This window comes from Bacillus cereus group sp. BfR-BA-01379 (genome assembly GCF_022663605.1).
Classification (GTDB): domain Bacteria; phylum Bacillota; class Bacilli; order Bacillales; family Bacillaceae_G; genus Bacillus_A; species Bacillus_A mobilis.
This window is the reverse complement of record NZ_JAKUFT010000018.1, coordinates 1-15,519: the sequence shown is the minus strand read 5'-3', so window position 1 is coordinate 15,519 and position 15,519 is coordinate 1. Positions and strand designations below refer to the sequence as shown.

The window sequence follows — 15,519 nt, the reverse complement described above, 5'->3', positions numbered from 1 at the left end:
ATAAAACCTTTATAAATAAAAATAAGGATTTGAGTAGAAAGTAAAGCAACCATATGATAACGCTTTAAATTTGTTCACAAAATGTTCACTTACGAAGAGGTTTCCACAATCGATATAATGACAAAGACTTAAACAGAAAGGATGATAGAAATTGCCAACAACAAGAAAGGAAAACCTCCAGTTTGGTATGATGATGTGCCTTGGGATGGTTATTGTAATGACGTTTTATAATTTATTCATGAATGGAACGGGGGGACCAATTCATATTAAGGAGATCGCATTAGAACTAGTAATTGGATTCATTATTGCACTGTTAATTGAAATATGTATCGTTGGACCTTGTGCGAAAAAACTTGTATTCGCGTTACCGTTTGACAAATCGAAAAAAGTAAATATGATTATTGCGATGGCGACAGCTATGGTAATTGGAATGGTTTTCTTTATGTCTTTTTACGGAATGGCTATGATGTATTTACATGGTGGACTACAAGGAGACTCGTGTATTTCGATGTATTTTTCAATTTTTATTAAAAATTTCATTATGGCGTATCCATTACAATTAATTATTATGGGGCCACTTGTGCGATTCATATTTGTAAAGTATGTTTTGAAGAAGAAATCTGTTAATGTAGCGTAGTCATTATTATTAAAATTATATATATTAATGAACAAAAAACACACCTCAATTATTTTGATGTGTGTTTTTTGTTCATTCGCAGTTATTTTCATACTGATGTGACATTTGTCCTTTTGCCTTTATAGGATTATAGCGTTTAATTAAGTCAGAAATAGAAGATTAGGAGATGATTTTTTGAAAGGTATTGTATTTGCTGTTTTAGCTGGCGTATTTATTACACTTCAAGGCACATTTAATGCGAAACTTAGTTCACATATTGGTATATGGTCGACGAGTATTATTACGCATTTTATTGGATTCCTTATTGCAACAACAATATTTTTGTTAAAGAAAGAAGAGAAAATAGCGGATTTGAAGAATGTGAAAAAAATATATTTAGTAGCTGGTGCACTTGGCGGGTTAATTATTTATGCAGAAACAGTAGCGATACATTCAATGGGGGTTACTTTAACAGCTGGAACACTTATGGTTGCGCAATTGTTAACAGCAACTTTTATTGAGATGAAAGGATTATTTCAAATGAAAAAGATACAGATGGAGAGATATCATATTGTGGGAACAATAGTAATGATTTTAGGTATCGTTGTATTTAATATGTAAATGAAAGAAGGAAATGAAAGTGGAGAATAAATCAGATTTAATTACACATTATTTAGAAATTAATAAAATGCTTGAAATTTTTTCAGAAATAGATACAGCTTATTTTCAAGTGAATTATTTTGAAAAAGGCGAGCTTCTTTGCAATATAGATGACGAAATGGATCATTTATTTTTTGTTGTTAAAGGTAAAGTAAAAGTTTATACGATTACACCAGAGGGAAAGAAACTGATCCTTCGTTTTATCAATCCATTGGCGGTTGTTGGTGATATTGAATTCATACAAAATAGCAAAGCGCATAATGCTGTTGAAACGTGTTCAGAGGTTATAGCAATCTCCATTTCTCATACGATTATTAGAAACAAGTTATTACATGATCCTATATTTATGAACTTCTTACTTGCAAACATTGCGAACACATTAAAAATATCGACACGTTTTACAGCTCTTAATTTACTTTATCCGGTAGAAGTACGTGTAGCTAGTTATTTACTTTCTATTTCCACTGATAGTAACGGAAATATGTATAAAGAAGATTTGGATGCGACTTCTGTATCAAGTATTGCGGATTTTATAGGAGTAAGTTATAGGCACGTAATTCGGGTGTTACAAAAATTTTATAAAGAGAAATTAATTGAAAAGAACAATGGAGTTATTGTAATTAAAGATTTTTTGAGAATGAAGGAAATTGCTAAAAATAATATATATGAGCAATGAAAAGGGGAGAGGGAGTATGATTGGATTTAGTTTAGCTATAGTAGCAGGTGTATTCATTAGCTTGCAATCTGTTTTTAATGCAAAGGTAAATGAAAGTGTAGGACAGTGGTTAACAACTTCATGTGTTCTTGGAATAGGTCTCATAAGTTCTATTCTATTTTATATCATTACAGAAAACAGTATTAGCATTAAAGTGTATACTACAAATTATTTGTTTTATGTAAGTGGATTGTTTGGCATTGGGTTAATTATTTGTATAATGGGTGCAATAAAGAGTTTAGGTCCAGCGTATACGGTGCTCATTAGTCTTATTACTCAATTAGTTGTTGCATTATGTATTGATACATTCGGATTATTTGGAATAGAGAGCATTCCATTACAAATTAATAAATTAGTTGGGATAGGTCTATTAATTATGGGGATAGGGATTTTTAAAAATCTATTTTCGAGTAAAAAAGCTATTCTTATAAAGGAGGGTAAGAAGTAGTGAATATATTTTTGTGAAGAGTTTACATCTATACAATACAATTATAAGTCAGTAACTAAAGCGGTTGAAAAATAAGTGAAGAAGACCTTGAAAACTTAAGGTCTCCTTTACTTATTTTCTATTGAACCGCACATGAACAAACTTCAACATCTTTATTAAGTTTACAATTCGCATCATAATGCGCGTACTACCATCCCAATCTTTATTTGTAGGTATATTTTTAAAGAAAGGAGAGCAGCTTAATACTTTTATGTTTGAAGACCATTTTTCTAGTGTCTTTGGATTATTTATATAAAAATACATTAGGGCGCCATTATTACCTGATTTTTTGACTGTAGCATTTGAAAGATTCAGTGCGAATTTTGATTCAGCGTCAAAGTATAATTCGCCTCCAAGGAAACGTTTTGACATAGCGACTATGATTTTCTTCAAATCCTCTTCTTTAAAGTAATAAAACACGCCAGCTGATATAAAAAGAATACCGTCGTTTGGATTATATTTTATATCGTCAAACCAAGAAGTATCAAAAAATGATTTAGCGACGCTCATGTTTCTTGGTGTATCTTCAATTAATGTTTTTCGAAATGAAATAGCATCGGGCAAATCAAGATTATACCAATGTATCGTACCATTATCAATTCTAGAAAAAGTAGTGTCTAGTCCAGAACCGATATTTACAATAGTAGCATTTGGATGTTTTATAATGAATTTTTTTATCGTATCATCAATTTTTCGTGCGCGAGTAATGTATGTGATACATCCGTATTCACCAAATGTATTTGCTATTGTTGAGAAGTCAAAATCACATTCTTTAATAATACGAATAGCCTCTGGATCATCTAAAATATCTTTATTGCTCTCACTGCCATACGCCCGTCCCCAAAGAGGAATAAGCATCGTACCTTGTACTGAATGTATATCTATTTCTTTAACCATGAAACATCCTCCGTGTAATGAAAAATTATTTGTATTTTTAATCGTTATTTAGCATTTTTGAGAGCATTTTATTTGTTTTATACAATCCGTAAGTTAAATCACGTTGATCTTCTTCGCTTAGTTTCTCAAGATTATGAGTGAAATTATTATATATTTGTTTCCATCTCTCATAATGTACCTTTTCAGCTTTTTCTGTCAGAGAAATGAGTACAGCTCTTTTGTCTACCGTATCTTGTTTTTTTATAATATATCCGTTTAGTTCTAAATTACGAACTGTTACGCTTAATTGTTGTTTAGGGATGTTTAAATAACTAGCAATCATTTTTAAATTTACATGCACCTTTTGTTGTGCGATATATTCCACTACGTGTTGCTCTATATGTGTAAATTCAGATGATTTTTCCGATAATAATTTGAAAGTACCTGACATATTTAATAACAAATTCATGTATTCGTTTAATAATTCGTTTTGGGTCATCATTTTCGCTTCCTTTATGCATTTAGTAATTATTTTATTACTATTTTAATGGTAAATCAAATGATTTAATCTATTATAGTAAATTAATGTTTACTATATTTTTTTAAGGAAATTATATGAATTGAAATAGAAGAGTATGAGAGATGTTTTTAGGAGAGGAGAGTATGACTGGAAAGGAAATATTACTAAATACAAATAAGTAATGCATGCAATGTCTTTTTCAGTTATTATGTTGTAAATAATTTTATGTTAAAATCTTTTACATAATGAAATAAAGGGGTAGTATTCTATGGGTTATTTCTCAAACAGTTTATTAGTTTTGTTTGTCCTGATCGTCTGTAGTTGTATGATTTTTGGTTAATAATATAATGATAGATTTATATAAAAGAAGTTAACTGAGGTGAAGTTAACTTCTTTTTATTTTATGATAAGAAGGAATTATATTGTTCTTATGGAAGTTTGTTTAAGTTAATTTCATATTAAGGCTAATTTTATACAGTACAAACGAGAAAATAAGGAGTATTCACATGAATAATAGTATAAATTACACAATGGAACACCCGACAGATTTCAATGGATTATTAGCGTTATATGAATCTTTAGGATGGAATTCGCTTCAATTAACGGTTAACGAGTTAGAACAAATGTGTAAACAAAGTTGGTATGCAATGTATGCTTTTGATGATAAGAAATTAGTAGGGATGGGGCGTATTATATCAGATGGTGTAATTACGGGTGTTATTTGTGGTGTTTGTGTATTACCAGAGTATCAGTCCATAGGTATCGGAAAAGAAATAGTAAAGCGATTAGTCCGGCACTGTGAACAAAACAAGGTTATTCCCCAACTTATGTGTGTGGAAAAATTGCAATCTTATTATGAATCTATAGGATTTGACGCATTTTCTGTTGGAATGACAAAACATATAATAAGATAGTGTGGCTTCTTCTTTTTGGTTTATTTATATATTTTTTAATAAAAGAGCATGTTTGAAAAAATTCAAACATGCTCTTTTATTAAAGTAAATCAGTTTAATATGAATGGCCTAATCCGTTCCAATAAAAAGAAACGATTTCTTGTGCTAATTCATCTATATTAGCAATAATAGGATTGTGATTTTCATCTTTAAAATTCCCAATTGATAATAAAGATACGAATGCATGAGCCGCAAAAGTAGCGTTTCCTCTTGGGATTTCTCCAATTTGCATTGCATCATCAAGTGCTTTTTCTAATACTTCATACATGTTGTCTTCAGCATTTTTTAATTGTTTCAATTGTTCTTCAGATAATGATAGTTTTGCATCTTTCATAAAATTCTTCATATCAATATCCATCGTTGCGTGTAAGTAGACTTTAGCGAAGTCCAATAATCTTTCTTTTAAAGTCTTATTTGTAGAAAGGATTTGAGACATATTTTCGCGTATACGTACCATCATTTGAATCATAGTAGCGGTAAATAAATCTGCTTTTGTTGAATAGTAATAGTAGACGGTTGCTTTCGTAACACCACAAACTTTCGCAACTTCATCCATAGAAACAATTTGATAATTTTGAGTAAGAAATAACCGAGTTGCAACTTCTAAAATCATTTCTTTTTTAGATTTTGTATTTTTATTTTGACGAGGCCTTCCAAGAGGACGTTGTTTTTGTTCCAAATCCATTCGCTCCTGACATGTATTATTGAGATAATTATAACATAAATTTTTATTCATTCTTGATTAATTAACCGACCAGTATATATAATTAATATTGGAGGAGAAAAGGAAGGTGGGTTTTTATGAAAAAGCACCCGTTACATATGTTAGGGAGGCTTGTAGCAGGGAAGAATACACAATGGATAACTTTATCGGTATGGATTCTTATTACATTAGTACTTTCATTTACATTGCCACAAGTAAACAGTACGAAAGAACCGAATCCGAAAAATTTACCTGAAACAGCTATGTCGCAGCAAGCGGAAGCACTTATGAAAAAAGAGTTTCCGAATAATGCAGGGAATCCTTTGTTAGTAGTATGGTATAGAGATGGTGGATTACAGTCACAGGATTATAAACTCATACAAGACGTTTATAAAGAGTTAAAAGCTAGTCCTTTAAAGGAGCAATCAACATTACCGCCATTTGATACAATTCCGGAACAAGTATTATCAAAAAGTGCATCAAAAGATGGTACATCATTTGTTACACCAGTATTCTTTAATAAGTCGGCTGGAACAGATATATTAAAAGGAAATCTTGATGATTTAAGAAACATAGTGAATAGTAAGGTCGATGAAGATCCATTTAAACGAAAAATAAGTGATTCTGGTTTACATGTTCGATTATCTGGACCTGTAGGTATTCAAACGGATGCAGTTAGTTTATTTAGTCAAGCAGATGTGAAATTATTAATTGCTACTGTATTACTCGTATTAGTCCTATTAATTTTACTGTACCGTTCACCAATTTTAGCAATTTTACCTTTACTTGTTGTTGGCTTTGCATACGGTATTATTAGTCCGACTCTTGGTTTTTTAGCTGATCACGGTTGGATTAAAGTAGATGCTCAGGCAATATCAATTATGACAGTATTATTGTTTGGTGCTGGGACGGATTATTGTCTATTTTTAATTTCGAGATATCGAGAATACTTGCTAGAAGAAGAAAGTAAATATAAGGCGCTGCAACTTGCAATGAAAGCTTCTGGCGGAGCAATTATAATGAGTGCGTTAACTGTTGTACTTGGATTAGGAACATTATTACTTGCTCATTATGGTGCCTTTCATCGATTTGCAGTACCATTTAGTGTTGCTGTATTCATAATGGGCATTGCTGCTTTAACAATTTTACCAGCGTTATTATTAATTTTTGGTAGAGCTGCATTCTTCCCATTTATACCGAGAACAGCTTCAATGAATGAAGAATTTGCAAGAAAGAAAAAGAAAGTCATAAAAGTTAAAAAATCAAAAGGTGCCTTTAGTAAAAAACTTGGAGATGTGGTAGTACGAAGACCGTGGACAATAATTATGCTTACTGTATTTGTATTAGGTGGCTTGGCATCATTTGTACCACGTATTCAATACACATATGACTTATTAGAATCGTTTCCAAAAGATATGCCTTCACGCGAAGGGTTTACGTTAATTAGTGATCATTTCTCAGCTGGTGAACTAGCGCCAGTAAAAGTTGTTGTTGATTCGAAGGGAAAAGAGCTTTCTATTAAAGAAGAACTAGAGAAGTTTTCTTTCGTAAAAACTGTGAAAGATCCAAAAGAGGGCAAAGAAAATAAGAAAATACAAATGTATGAGGTTTCTTTAGCTGAAAATCCATACTCAATTGAAGCGTTAGATCAAATCCCTAAATTGAAAAACAGTGTAGAAAAAGTATTAAAAGATGCTGGGATTAGTAATGCAGAAGATCAACTATGGATTGGCGGAGAAACGGCGTCATTATATGATACAAAGCAAATTACGGAACGTGATGAATCAGTTATCATTCCAGTAATGATTAGTATTATAGCGTTATTGTTACTTGTTTACTTGCGATCAATTGTTGCGATGATTTATTTAATTGTAACTGTTGTATTATCGTTCTTCTCGGCATTAGGAGCAGGGTGGTTATTACTTCATTATGGTATGGGAGCGCCGGCCATTCAAGGTGCAATACCGTTATACGCATTTGTATTTTTAGTTGCTTTAGGTGAAGATTATAATATCTTTATGGTTTCAGAAATATGGAAAAACAGAAAGACACAAAATCATTTGGATGCAGTAAAAAATGGGGTTATACAAACAGGTAGTGTAATTACATCAGCAGGTTTAATTTTAGCAGGAACTTTTGCGGTTTTAGGTACACTTCCAATTCAAGTTCTTGTTCAATTTGGTATTGTAACTGCAATTGGTGTACTACTAGATACGTTTATTGTTAGACCGTTACTTGTACCAGCAATTACAGTTGTTCTAGGACGCTTTGCTTTTTGGCCAGGAAAGCTTTCAAGAAAGAGTGAAGAAGTACAAAAGGTGGATGCATAGTTAAGAAAGCCAAGGATATGTTCCTTGGCTTTCTTCTATGTAGTCCATTAATTTTTTGAATTTAAATCTTCAGTTTCAGTGTGATCAGCATCTTCAATAGTAGTTTCTGGCATTCCATATAAGCCGTTCATTGCTTGTTCTTCGATATTAAGATTTGCAGTATTATCATTTTGAATAGGTGTAGCGTTTTCGGTAACAGTTTCTTTTTTATTTACATTTTTGTTATTCATGTAGGCATCCTCCGAATTTCATTTGATTTATTTATAGTATGTGGATCTATTTCTAGAAATATGTGAACGGATTTTTGCAGATGTTATATAATTAAATAAAAACTTGAGGATAAATTTAAATTGAAAGGAGTGAAAAATTGTGGTGAGAACAAGAAAGTTAGCCTTCTAAAATAAAATGAAATTTTAGGAGGCTATTAAAATGAGGTTTCATATAATTGACAGAGAAAATTGGAATAGAGAGCAGTATTTTGAACATTATTTAAAGTTGAAATGTACGTTTAGTGTGACTGTGAATGTTGATATTACGAGGTTATTAAAGGAATTACATCAAAAGGGAATAAAATTTTATCCCGTTTTTATTTATTTAATTTCTAGAGTAATAAATAATCATAAAGAATTTCGAACATGTTTGAACGATGAAGGAGTTTTAGGTTATTGGGAGGAAATGATACCAAGTTATACAATCTTCCATAAAGATGATAAGTCTTTTTCAAGTATATGGACGGATTATTCTAGTGATTTCCACATTTTCTATAAAAATTACGAAGAAGATATGAGATGCTATACTAATGTGCATGGTCTCTTCACGAAAGAGAATATGCCGCCAAATGTTTTTCCGATTTCTAGCATACCTTGGGCTAGTTTTACTGGATTTAATCTAAATATTAATAATGATGGTGATTTTCTATTACCAATTATAACTTGTGGGAAATATTTTAATGAAGAGAATAAGGTTATGCTACCAGTTTCATTGCAAGTTCATCATTCGGTTTGTGATGGATATCATGCGAGTCGATTTATAGAGGATTTACAGAAGTTAAGTAATAGTTGTAACGAGTGGCTTAAGTAATTTTTATTCTTTAATGAGAATAGGTTTTGTTATTTAATAGATAAAGTAGAAAATAAAAAAGAAGAGCATCTGTATATTTACAGGTGCTCTTCTTTTTTACATTTATACTATTTTCAGGTGGAAAATATAGGTATATTAGTGGTTTAATAGAAAAGAGATTATTATTGTAAAATTTCTCTATTTTTAAATAACTATATATGTTGCATAATTTATCGGTTTTAATAGAAGGGGGAAGTAGAATGAAATTTTTACTTATTGAAAAGGATGAAGTTTTAATCAATAATATGGGACAGTTATATTGTAAAGCATTTGAGAAAACTAATTTCAATGAAATGATTGAGCGAATTAAAAGACATATAGAATATCCAAATTTTAAAGGTATAGTAGCAATTAATGAGGAAAAAGAAGTCGTTGGTTTTACTTATGGTTATCGCTCACTAGAAGGACAGTACTATAATCAATTAATGAGAGAAGCGTTACATCTGGAGCAAGTAAATCATTGGCTGCAAGACTGTTTTGAATTTGTAGAGTTAGCAGTGGACCCGAAATATCGAAATGAAGGACTTGGAACAAGATTACATAATGAATTATTAGAAGGGATTTCAAATAGAACGGGCATTTTAACAACACAAATAAACAATCAAAAGGCACGTTCGTTATATGAAAGATTAGGTTGGGTGGATGTATTAGAGCCATTTCATCCAAGTAAAAATGATGTTCCATATGTAATAATGGGCAAAAATTTAAAAATAAAAGTAAATGGATAACTATTTCGTTCACAAAAGTTATTGGTTTTTAGTAATGAAGGGGAAAATAAAATGGCGATAATTTGTATAGAAAAAGCGACAATTTTAGATGCTGTAAAGTTAACAGAAATAATGGTAAGAACATTTGATGAAGAAGCAAAACGATGGCTATGCGGTCAAGGTGATGTAATTGACTATAACATCCAACCACCAGGTTATTCTTCAATTGAAATGATGAAATATTCGATTGAAGAATTGGATTGTTACAAAGTGATAATGGGTGGAAAAATAATCGGGGGAATTATAGTTACGATCTCAGGTAAGTCATATGGCCGAATTGATCGTATTTTTGTAGATCCTGTTTATCAAGGAAAAGGAATTGGTTCACATGTTATTAAATTAATAGAAGCGGAATATCCGAACATAAAAATTTGGGATCTCGAAACATCTAGTAGACAAATTAATAATCATCATTTTTATAAAAAAATGGGCTATGAAATAATTTTTAAATCTGAAGATGAGTATTGTTATGTAAAAAGAATAACTGTAGAGTCGGTTGAAGGGAACCTAATAAAGAATAAAGATATGAAAAATAGCCAATACGAAAACTGTAATCTAGCAAATACAGAGTATTATCAAGTGAATGCAAAAAACAGTTCATTTGTTGGGAGTAATATGATGCATATGGATATGAGTAATTGTAATGTAAGTCAATCAAAATTTAGAAATATAAATTTTAGAAGTTCTTCATATGCAGATTTAAATTTTTCAGGTAGTAAATTTAATTTTGTGACTTTAGGTGGAGTTAAATTTACAGATACAAGTCTAGGAGAAGATAAACATCCTATTTCGTTTAATAGATGTGATTTAGAAGGTAGTATGTTTAGTAATAGTAATCTGAAAGATATTGAAATAGAAAATTGTGATATATCCGGTATGAAAATAGATGGTATTCCAATTGAAAATCTACTTGAGTTATATAATAAAGTAAAAAGTTAACCTGTGATTTCGGTGTAGGTAAGGTGTTCGTAAATCGTATGCTATACTGAAATAATTATGTAAAAATAACACAAAGAAATACAGAAGAGAAGGGATTTCACCCAGGGTTCTAGAATGAAAAATATGTATTGTTATGGATATGGAGGAGAGAAGATATGGGGATCAAAGTAAGAGCGGTAGAAATTCAAGATGCTAGAGCTATTCATCGTATATGTATACAAGATGATGTTTTACCTTATATGGTTTTCTTGCCTAGTATGCGTGTAGATGCAATGGAAAATAGAATTCGAAATTTAGCGCCAAATCAATTTGAATTTGTTGCAGAGTATGATGGGGAAGTTGTTGGATTTGTTGGGTTAACTCAAAGTCCAGGCCGTAGATCTCATTCGGGTGATTTATTTATAGGGGTAGATAGTGAATATCATAATAAGGGTATTGGGAAAGCACTTCTTACAAAAATGCTTGATTTAGCTGATAATTGGTTAATGTTAGAGCGAGTAGAGCTTGGTGTTTTAGAAACGAATCCGAAAGCGAAGTCACTATATGAAAAATTCGGATTTGTAGAAGAGGGAGTAAAGATAGGGAATTTGAAGGCTCACGGAAAGTTTATTAATGAAATAATGATGAGTCGTTTTAGACCTGATGGTTTAATCGTACATAACGAATAGTGAAAAGCATGACAGTACAATGTCATGCTTTTTTATTAGAGATTGGTTGTAATAAAAATAATGCTAGACCAATGAAAATAATTGAAATACCTAGTGCTTGTTGTATAGAAATGGTCTCATTTAATATAAAGTACGCTAGTATACAAGTCCCAATCGTTTCTCCTAAAATACTCATAGAGATTACAGTAGCGCTCATCCATTTTAATAACCAATTGAATATTGTTTGACCTAAAATCGTTGCAATGAAAGCTAAGCCAATAAAGCACACCCAAGTTTGTGTAGAATAATGGATGAAAGCTTCGTTTTGCATGTAAGCAAATATACCAAGAAAACAGGCGCTACTTCCATAACTAATTACCGAATACGGTATAAGTGATAAATCTTTACGAACATGTTGGCTAATGAAAAAGTATGCGGTAATAATTCCAGCTGCAATAAACGCTAAAATGTCCCCGTACAAAGCTTCTCCGCTAATTTGTAAGTCTTGCCATCCAATGACGATACTTCCTGAAATGGCGATGAGGCAACCAATAACTGCTCCTTTCGTAAATCTCTCCTTAAATAAAAAATAACCACCAATCATTGAAAATAAAGGTTGCAACGTTACGATAACTGTAGAGCTTGCTACAGAAGTATATTGTAATGATTCAAACCATAGTACATAATGTGCAGCTAAAAATAGACCGGATATGAATCCGAATCCCCATTGTCTTCTTGTTACTGTTTTTAGCTCACTTCGATTATTTTTATTAAATAGTAATAACGGTAATAGAATCAGTGCAGCAAAGAATAATCGATAAAAAGCAACGATAGCCGCAGGAGCGTCTGCTAATTTTACGAAAATTGCTGAAGTTGATAGGGCGAATACGCCGAAAAATAAGATGAAATATGAAAGAATAGGTGATTTCACAGTTTGTTCCTCCGATACAATGTTTATTATAATAAACTTAATGCGATATAATGTACAAAGGTAAGTATATAAGTCACTGAGACGATAGGAAAGGATTATTTGCCTTTGTTTACTATGTCAGCACAAAGACAGCGAAAGATGCAATATGATGGACGAAAGGAAGTTTTTACTATGATCCATGATAGACTCGGACAAACTGTATTAAGTTATCGTAAGAAAAATAATATGACAATTCGTGAATTTGCGGATTATGCAGGGATTAGCACGTCACTAATTAGTCAAATTGAAAGAGGACATGCGAATCCTTCTTTAAGTGTATTGGAATTAATTGCGAAAGCATTAAATGTACCATTATTTACACTTTTTATTAATGAAATCGATACAGATTCACTTATTTCTAAGAAAAAAGATCGAAAAAAAGTATATCGGGAAAACAATGATCACATTGTATATGATGTATTAACACCGGATTTTATGAAAGCTCGTATTGAAATGTTAATGATGGATTTAAATAAACAAGCAAAAACAACGGAAAGTCATTATTCACATGAAGAAAAGGAAGAGATTGCTGTTGTCATGAAAGGAGAAGTGTATGTGGAGTTAGAAGGAAAAGAATATTTTTTAGAAGAAGGCGATGTTGTACGTATTCCGCCAAATGTGAAACATCGCTTTTTGAATAAAAGTGATGAAACGAATCACATTTTATTTGTATTGACGCCATCTTTAGGATGAGTATAAAGTGATGGGGGATAAAAAGATGGAAAATAAAACTGTCTTAAAAAATGGCCTTTCAATTATTTCTCAATGCAAAAGACAAACAAATGATATTTGGCATGCGCATTTCGGAGCAGCTGCAATTGCTAGTTATTTTTTCATAAAAGATAACAATATGGAAGAAGGAATAACTCGTAATATGTATTCCCAAACAAAAAGGATGTTGAACAAGCAAAACTTAGGTGAAATGATTGAAGATAAAGAAGAAATTGATTTTCAAAGTGCTGAAAAAATAATTATAGAATCATTGGAACATACAATTGATGAACTTCATTGGGTGGGGCATAATGTCATTTATGCTGCATTAAGTTTATTAGCTATGAAAGAGTTACAAAAATGGGGCGATAATCAAGAGATTGAAGGGATTACTAACCTTATATTTTCGTTTCGTAAAACAATTCCTGGTAGATCGTGGATTGGTTTTACGACAAAGGAAGTAAAACGATTAAGTATAAAAGAAGAGATAGAAAGTGAATTAAGAAATCCGGAGCAATTATCTACGTTTATTTTAAAAGAGCTTTCGCAATTTAATATTATTTATAGAGCGGAAGCACACCATGATTTAATAGGTCATTTACTTACTTTTTCTCATGCAATTAATATTATGTACGACTTAGGTCATAGAGATATATTCCAACGAGGGATACGTCCGCTGTTAAAACTAGTATACGTGTTACGTGCTAGTCAAAACTTAACGTCAAATAGTGAAATAATTTTACACTCACCAATAGATTGTTTACCTTTAGTCGAATCTAAACGTGCTCATATATTACCAACAGAAAATCAATTTTGGCTAAAAGACTATGGTGCATTTGATTGGGATTTCGGACATATCTTTAAATTCTCATATAGTTACTTTGATCATATTAAGAGAGCTCCAAAATATAAAGATATAACATTAGAGAAATTCCGATTTATTATTCATACGTAATGAATTCTGATGAATTGGAAAAAGGGCTAAATATTAAATTTCTTTGTTGATAGTATATTATTTTTATATTTGTAAGATTTTACATGCGTATTTTACTTTTACTAATTATGTAAATAGGCTATACTAAAATACATACATTTTAGTATTGGAGAGAGAAGTAAAACGACATGGAATTAGTGAAATTGGAAAAAGTCATTGAAATAAAGAAAGAAGAGCTTTTATATTTAGTATCGGATTACGGTATTCAACATGAAAAAGTATTGGCATTAAGTCAAGAAATAGACAAATTAATTAATTACTTTATGTTTTTAAAATAAAAAGAACTATGACATGATTTGAAAATGTTTTAGTTCTTTTTTATTTGGAAATTAAGATATAAATTCTATATACTGTTAATTAATAGAATATTCAATTTGAAAGGGGGAGACATGAATGAAATTACATACGCACATTTCAGGTGAAGGAGAACCAATTGTGCTTTTACATTCTGGAGGTATGACAGGTTTAGTAGAATTCGAAGAGCAGGTAGCATTTTTTCAAGAAAAAAATTATCAAGTCATTCGTCCTGATTTAAGAGGGCATGGAAAGTCAGGGGGGACATTGGAGGATTATTTCTTACGTTCTGTAAAGGATGTACATGATACGTTAGTGCATTTACAAATTGATAGATGTCATATAGCTGGTGTTTCCTTAGGAGGATTAGTCGCTTTATTATTTGCAAAAAACTATCCAGATAGAGTAAGAACATTAAGTTTTTCAGGTATCTTTCCGGTTAAGAGAGAAAATTGGGAGGAGTCTCAGGAGTATGAAGCGAAGTGTCATCAGCAATTGATGGGAAATGAAGAAGTTGTAACTTATATGAATCAAATTCATGAAAAAAGTGATTGGAAAGCATTGCTGGAGTCGTGGCAAGTTAAAGATTGGTATCCATTTGATGAAACTGGTGAAGTAGCTAATCTTCAAGTACCTACACTGTGTATAGCTGGGGGAGATTCAGAAGATGAAGTTGCAGCTGCTACAACGTTCAAACAATTAAACGAAAATATACATATTGCTGTAATTCCGTTTGCTGGTCATTTAGTGCATAATGATCAACCGGAAATCTATTCAAATATATTGTCTAATTTCTTACAGAATGCACAAGCTGCTAGTCGAATATAAGGACTTTTGGGTATAATAATAAAGGAATTATTAATTGTATCGGTTAGGAGCGCAGCACATATGAAAACAGTTGTTGTTATCGGTGGAGGTATAACGGGACTTTCTACTATGTTTTATTTAGAAAAATTAAAAAAGGATTATAATGTTGATTTAAATTTAATCCTTGTAGAAAAAGAAAAGTATTTGGGCGGTAAAATCCATAGTGTAGAAGAAAAAGATTTTATTATGGAATCAGGAGCAGATTCTATCGTTGCTCGTAATGAACATGTTATGCCACTTGTAAAAGATTTAAATTTAGAAGAAGAAATGGTATATAACGAAACGGGTATTTCTTACATATATTCTGATAATACATTACATCCAATTCCTTCTGACACTATATTTGGGATA

At 31.3% G+C, this 15,519-nt stretch carries 20 protein-coding genes; 15 read left to right on the top strand and 5 right to left on the bottom strand.

Annotation, left to right across the window (positions count from 1 at the left end):
* Positions 1-151: 151 nt before the first annotated feature.
* The 4 genes from MR113_RS09395 (at position 152) to MR113_RS09380 (ending at position 2,439) form a co-directional block, all read left to right on the top strand.
* Entirely contained in the window at positions 152-637 is a 486-nt protein-coding gene (locus MR113_RS09395) for a DUF2798 domain-containing protein (RefSeq protein ID WP_242253770.1), read from the top strand.
* Positions 638-811: 174 nt separating this feature from the next.
* Positions 812-1,237, top strand: a complete 426-nt coding sequence (locus tag MR113_RS09390; protein WP_242253769.1) for a DMT family transporter — start codon at positions 812-814, stop codon at positions 1,235-1,237.
* Positions 1,238-1,256: 19 nt separating this feature from the next.
* The gene (locus MR113_RS09385) at positions 1,257-1,952 is read left to right on the top strand and encodes a Crp/Fnr family transcriptional regulator (protein WP_061679073.1); all 696 of its coding nucleotides are present in this window, start codon (positions 1,257-1,259) and stop codon (positions 1,950-1,952) included.
* Between the two features lie 16 nt (positions 1,953-1,968).
* Entirely contained in the window at positions 1,969-2,439 is a 471-nt protein-coding gene (locus MR113_RS09380) for a DMT family transporter (protein ID WP_061679072.1), read from the top strand.
* Between the two features lie 111 nt (positions 2,440-2,550).
* Here the strand turns inward: MR113_RS09380 and MR113_RS09375 are convergent, their stop codons facing one another.
* Together MR113_RS09375 and MR113_RS09370 are read right to left on the bottom strand one after the other, a co-directional pair.
* On the bottom strand, positions 2,551-3,375 hold the full coding sequence (locus MR113_RS09375; RefSeq protein ID WP_242253768.1) for a class I SAM-dependent methyltransferase: 825 nt from the start codon (positions 3,373-3,375) through the stop codon (positions 2,551-2,553).
* A gap of 37 nt (positions 3,376-3,412) precedes the next feature.
* Positions 3,413-3,853 carry a MarR family winged helix-turn-helix transcriptional regulator gene (locus MR113_RS09370; RefSeq protein WP_097864302.1) on the bottom strand — a complete coding sequence of 147 codons (441 nt, stop codon included), beginning with the start codon at positions 3,851-3,853 and terminating at the stop codon, positions 3,413-3,415.
* 527 nt (positions 3,854-4,380) lie between these two features.
* Here MR113_RS09370 and MR113_RS09365 point away from each other — a divergent pair.
* Positions 4,381-4,788, top strand: coding sequence for a GNAT family N-acetyltransferase (locus tag MR113_RS09365; RefSeq protein ID WP_242253767.1), 408 nt, complete (start codon positions 4,381-4,383; stop codon positions 4,786-4,788).
* Positions 4,789-4,882: 94 nt separating this feature from the next.
* On the opposite strand, the gene MR113_RS09360 is transcribed toward MR113_RS09365, so the two are convergent.
* Entirely contained in the window at positions 4,883-5,506 is a 624-nt protein-coding gene (locus MR113_RS09360) for a TetR/AcrR family transcriptional regulator (RefSeq protein WP_242253764.1), read from the bottom strand.
* A gap of 122 nt (positions 5,507-5,628) precedes the next feature.
* Between MR113_RS09360 and MR113_RS09355 the strand changes: the two genes are divergently transcribed.
* A complete protein-coding gene (locus tag MR113_RS09355; protein ID WP_242253759.1) occupies positions 5,629-7,860 on the top strand; it encodes an MMPL family transporter in 2,232 nt (743 codons plus the stop codon).
* Between the two features lie 47 nt (positions 7,861-7,907).
* On the opposite strand, the gene MR113_RS09350 is transcribed toward MR113_RS09355, so the two are convergent.
* Positions 7,908-8,090, bottom strand: coding sequence for a DUF4021 domain-containing protein (locus MR113_RS09350; protein ID WP_063261091.1), 183 nt, complete (start codon positions 8,088-8,090; stop codon positions 7,908-7,910).
* 199 nt (positions 8,091-8,289) lie between these two features.
* On the opposite strand from MR113_RS09350, the gene catA reads away from it, so the two are divergent.
* The 4 genes from catA (at position 8,290) to MR113_RS09330 (ending at position 11,353) form a co-directional block, all read left to right on the top strand.
* A complete protein-coding gene (gene catA, locus MR113_RS09345) occupies positions 8,290-8,940 on the top strand; it encodes a type A chloramphenicol O-acetyltransferase (RefSeq protein ID WP_242253755.1) in 651 nt (216 codons plus the stop codon).
* Between the two features lie 239 nt (positions 8,941-9,179).
* The gene (locus MR113_RS09340) at positions 9,180-9,707 is read left to right on the top strand and encodes a GNAT family N-acetyltransferase (RefSeq protein ID WP_063261089.1); all 528 of its coding nucleotides are present in this window, start codon (positions 9,180-9,182) and stop codon (positions 9,705-9,707) included.
* A 51-nt stretch (positions 9,708-9,758) separates the two neighbouring features.
* Positions 9,759-10,685 carry a GNAT family N-acetyltransferase gene (locus MR113_RS09335; RefSeq protein ID WP_242253753.1) on the top strand — a complete coding sequence of 309 codons (927 nt, stop codon included), beginning with the start codon at positions 9,759-9,761 and terminating at the stop codon, positions 10,683-10,685.
* A gap of 155 nt (positions 10,686-10,840) precedes the next feature.
* Entirely contained in the window at positions 10,841-11,353 is a 513-nt protein-coding gene (locus tag MR113_RS09330) for a GNAT family N-acetyltransferase (protein WP_242253750.1), read from the top strand.
* 22 nt (positions 11,354-11,375) lie between these two features.
* Here MR113_RS09330 and MR113_RS09325 read toward each other — a convergent pair whose 3' ends face one another.
* A complete protein-coding gene (locus MR113_RS09325; RefSeq protein WP_242253746.1) occupies positions 11,376-12,263 on the bottom strand; it encodes a DMT family transporter in 888 nt (295 codons plus the stop codon).
* 171 nt (positions 12,264-12,434) lie between these two features.
* Between MR113_RS09325 and MR113_RS09320 the strand changes: the two genes are divergently transcribed.
* The 5 genes from MR113_RS09320 to MR113_RS09300 form a co-directional block, all read left to right on the top strand.
* Entirely contained in the window at positions 12,435-12,995 is a 561-nt protein-coding gene (locus MR113_RS09320; RefSeq protein ID WP_242253741.1) for a helix-turn-helix domain-containing protein, read from the top strand.
* Between the two features lie 25 nt (positions 12,996-13,020).
* Complete coding sequence (locus tag MR113_RS09315; RefSeq protein WP_242253739.1) at positions 13,021-13,968, top strand: hypothetical protein; 948 nt, start codon at positions 13,021-13,023, stop codon at positions 13,966-13,968.
* A 167-nt stretch (positions 13,969-14,135) separates the two neighbouring features.
* Positions 14,136-14,285, top strand: a complete 150-nt coding sequence (locus MR113_RS09310) for an aspartyl-phosphate phosphatase Spo0E family protein (RefSeq protein ID WP_000424361.1) — start codon at positions 14,136-14,138, stop codon at positions 14,283-14,285.
* Between the two features lie 115 nt (positions 14,286-14,400).
* A complete protein-coding gene (locus tag MR113_RS09305) occupies positions 14,401-15,129 on the top strand; it encodes an alpha/beta fold hydrolase (RefSeq protein WP_242253736.1) in 729 nt (242 codons plus the stop codon).
* Positions 15,130-15,189: 60 nt separating this feature from the next.
* Positions 15,190-15,519, top strand: a 330-nt coding sequence (locus MR113_RS09300; protein ID WP_242253735.1) for an NAD(P)-binding protein, incomplete at its 3' end; no start/stop codon positions are given.

Coding starts and splice junctions, on each gene's coding strand:
- MR113_RS09375 (WP_242253768.1), bottom strand. CDS start 3,375: ATGGTTAAAGAAATAGATATACATTCAGTACAAGGTACGATGCTTATT.
- MR113_RS09365 (WP_242253767.1), top strand. CDS start 4,381: ATGAATAATAGTATAAATTACACAATGGAACACCCGACAGATTTCAAT.
- MR113_RS09335 (WP_242253753.1), top strand. CDS start 9,759: ATGGCGATAATTTGTATAGAAAAAGCGACAATTTTAGATGCTGTAAAG.
- MR113_RS09350 (WP_063261091.1), bottom strand. CDS start 8,090: ATGAATAACAAAAATGTAAATAAAAAAGAAACTGTTACCGAAAACGCT.
- MR113_RS09305 (WP_242253736.1), top strand. CDS start 14,401: ATGAAATTACATACGCACATTTCAGGTGAAGGAGAACCAATTGTGCTT.
- MR113_RS09330 (WP_242253750.1), top strand. CDS start 10,841: ATGGGGATCAAAGTAAGAGCGGTAGAAATTCAAGATGCTAGAGCTATT.
- catA (WP_242253755.1), top strand. CDS start 8,290: ATGAGGTTTCATATAATTGACAGAGAAAATTGGAATAGAGAGCAGTAT.
- MR113_RS09370 (WP_097864302.1), bottom strand. CDS start 3,853: ATGACCCAAAACGAATTATTAAACGAATACATGAATTTGTTATTAAAT.
- MR113_RS09310 (WP_000424361.1), top strand. CDS start 14,136: ATGGAATTAGTGAAATTGGAAAAAGTCATTGAAATAAAGAAAGAAGAG.
- MR113_RS09315 (WP_242253739.1), top strand. CDS start 13,021: ATGGAAAATAAAACTGTCTTAAAAAATGGCCTTTCAATTATTTCTCAA.
- MR113_RS09380 (WP_061679072.1), top strand. CDS start 1,969: ATGATTGGATTTAGTTTAGCTATAGTAGCAGGTGTATTCATTAGCTTG.
- MR113_RS09355 (WP_242253759.1), top strand. CDS start 5,629: ATGAAAAAGCACCCGTTACATATGTTAGGGAGGCTTGTAGCAGGGAAG.
- MR113_RS09340 (WP_063261089.1), top strand. CDS start 9,180: ATGAAATTTTTACTTATTGAAAAGGATGAAGTTTTAATCAATAATATG.
- MR113_RS09320 (WP_242253741.1), top strand. CDS start 12,435: ATGATCCATGATAGACTCGGACAAACTGTATTAAGTTATCGTAAGAAA.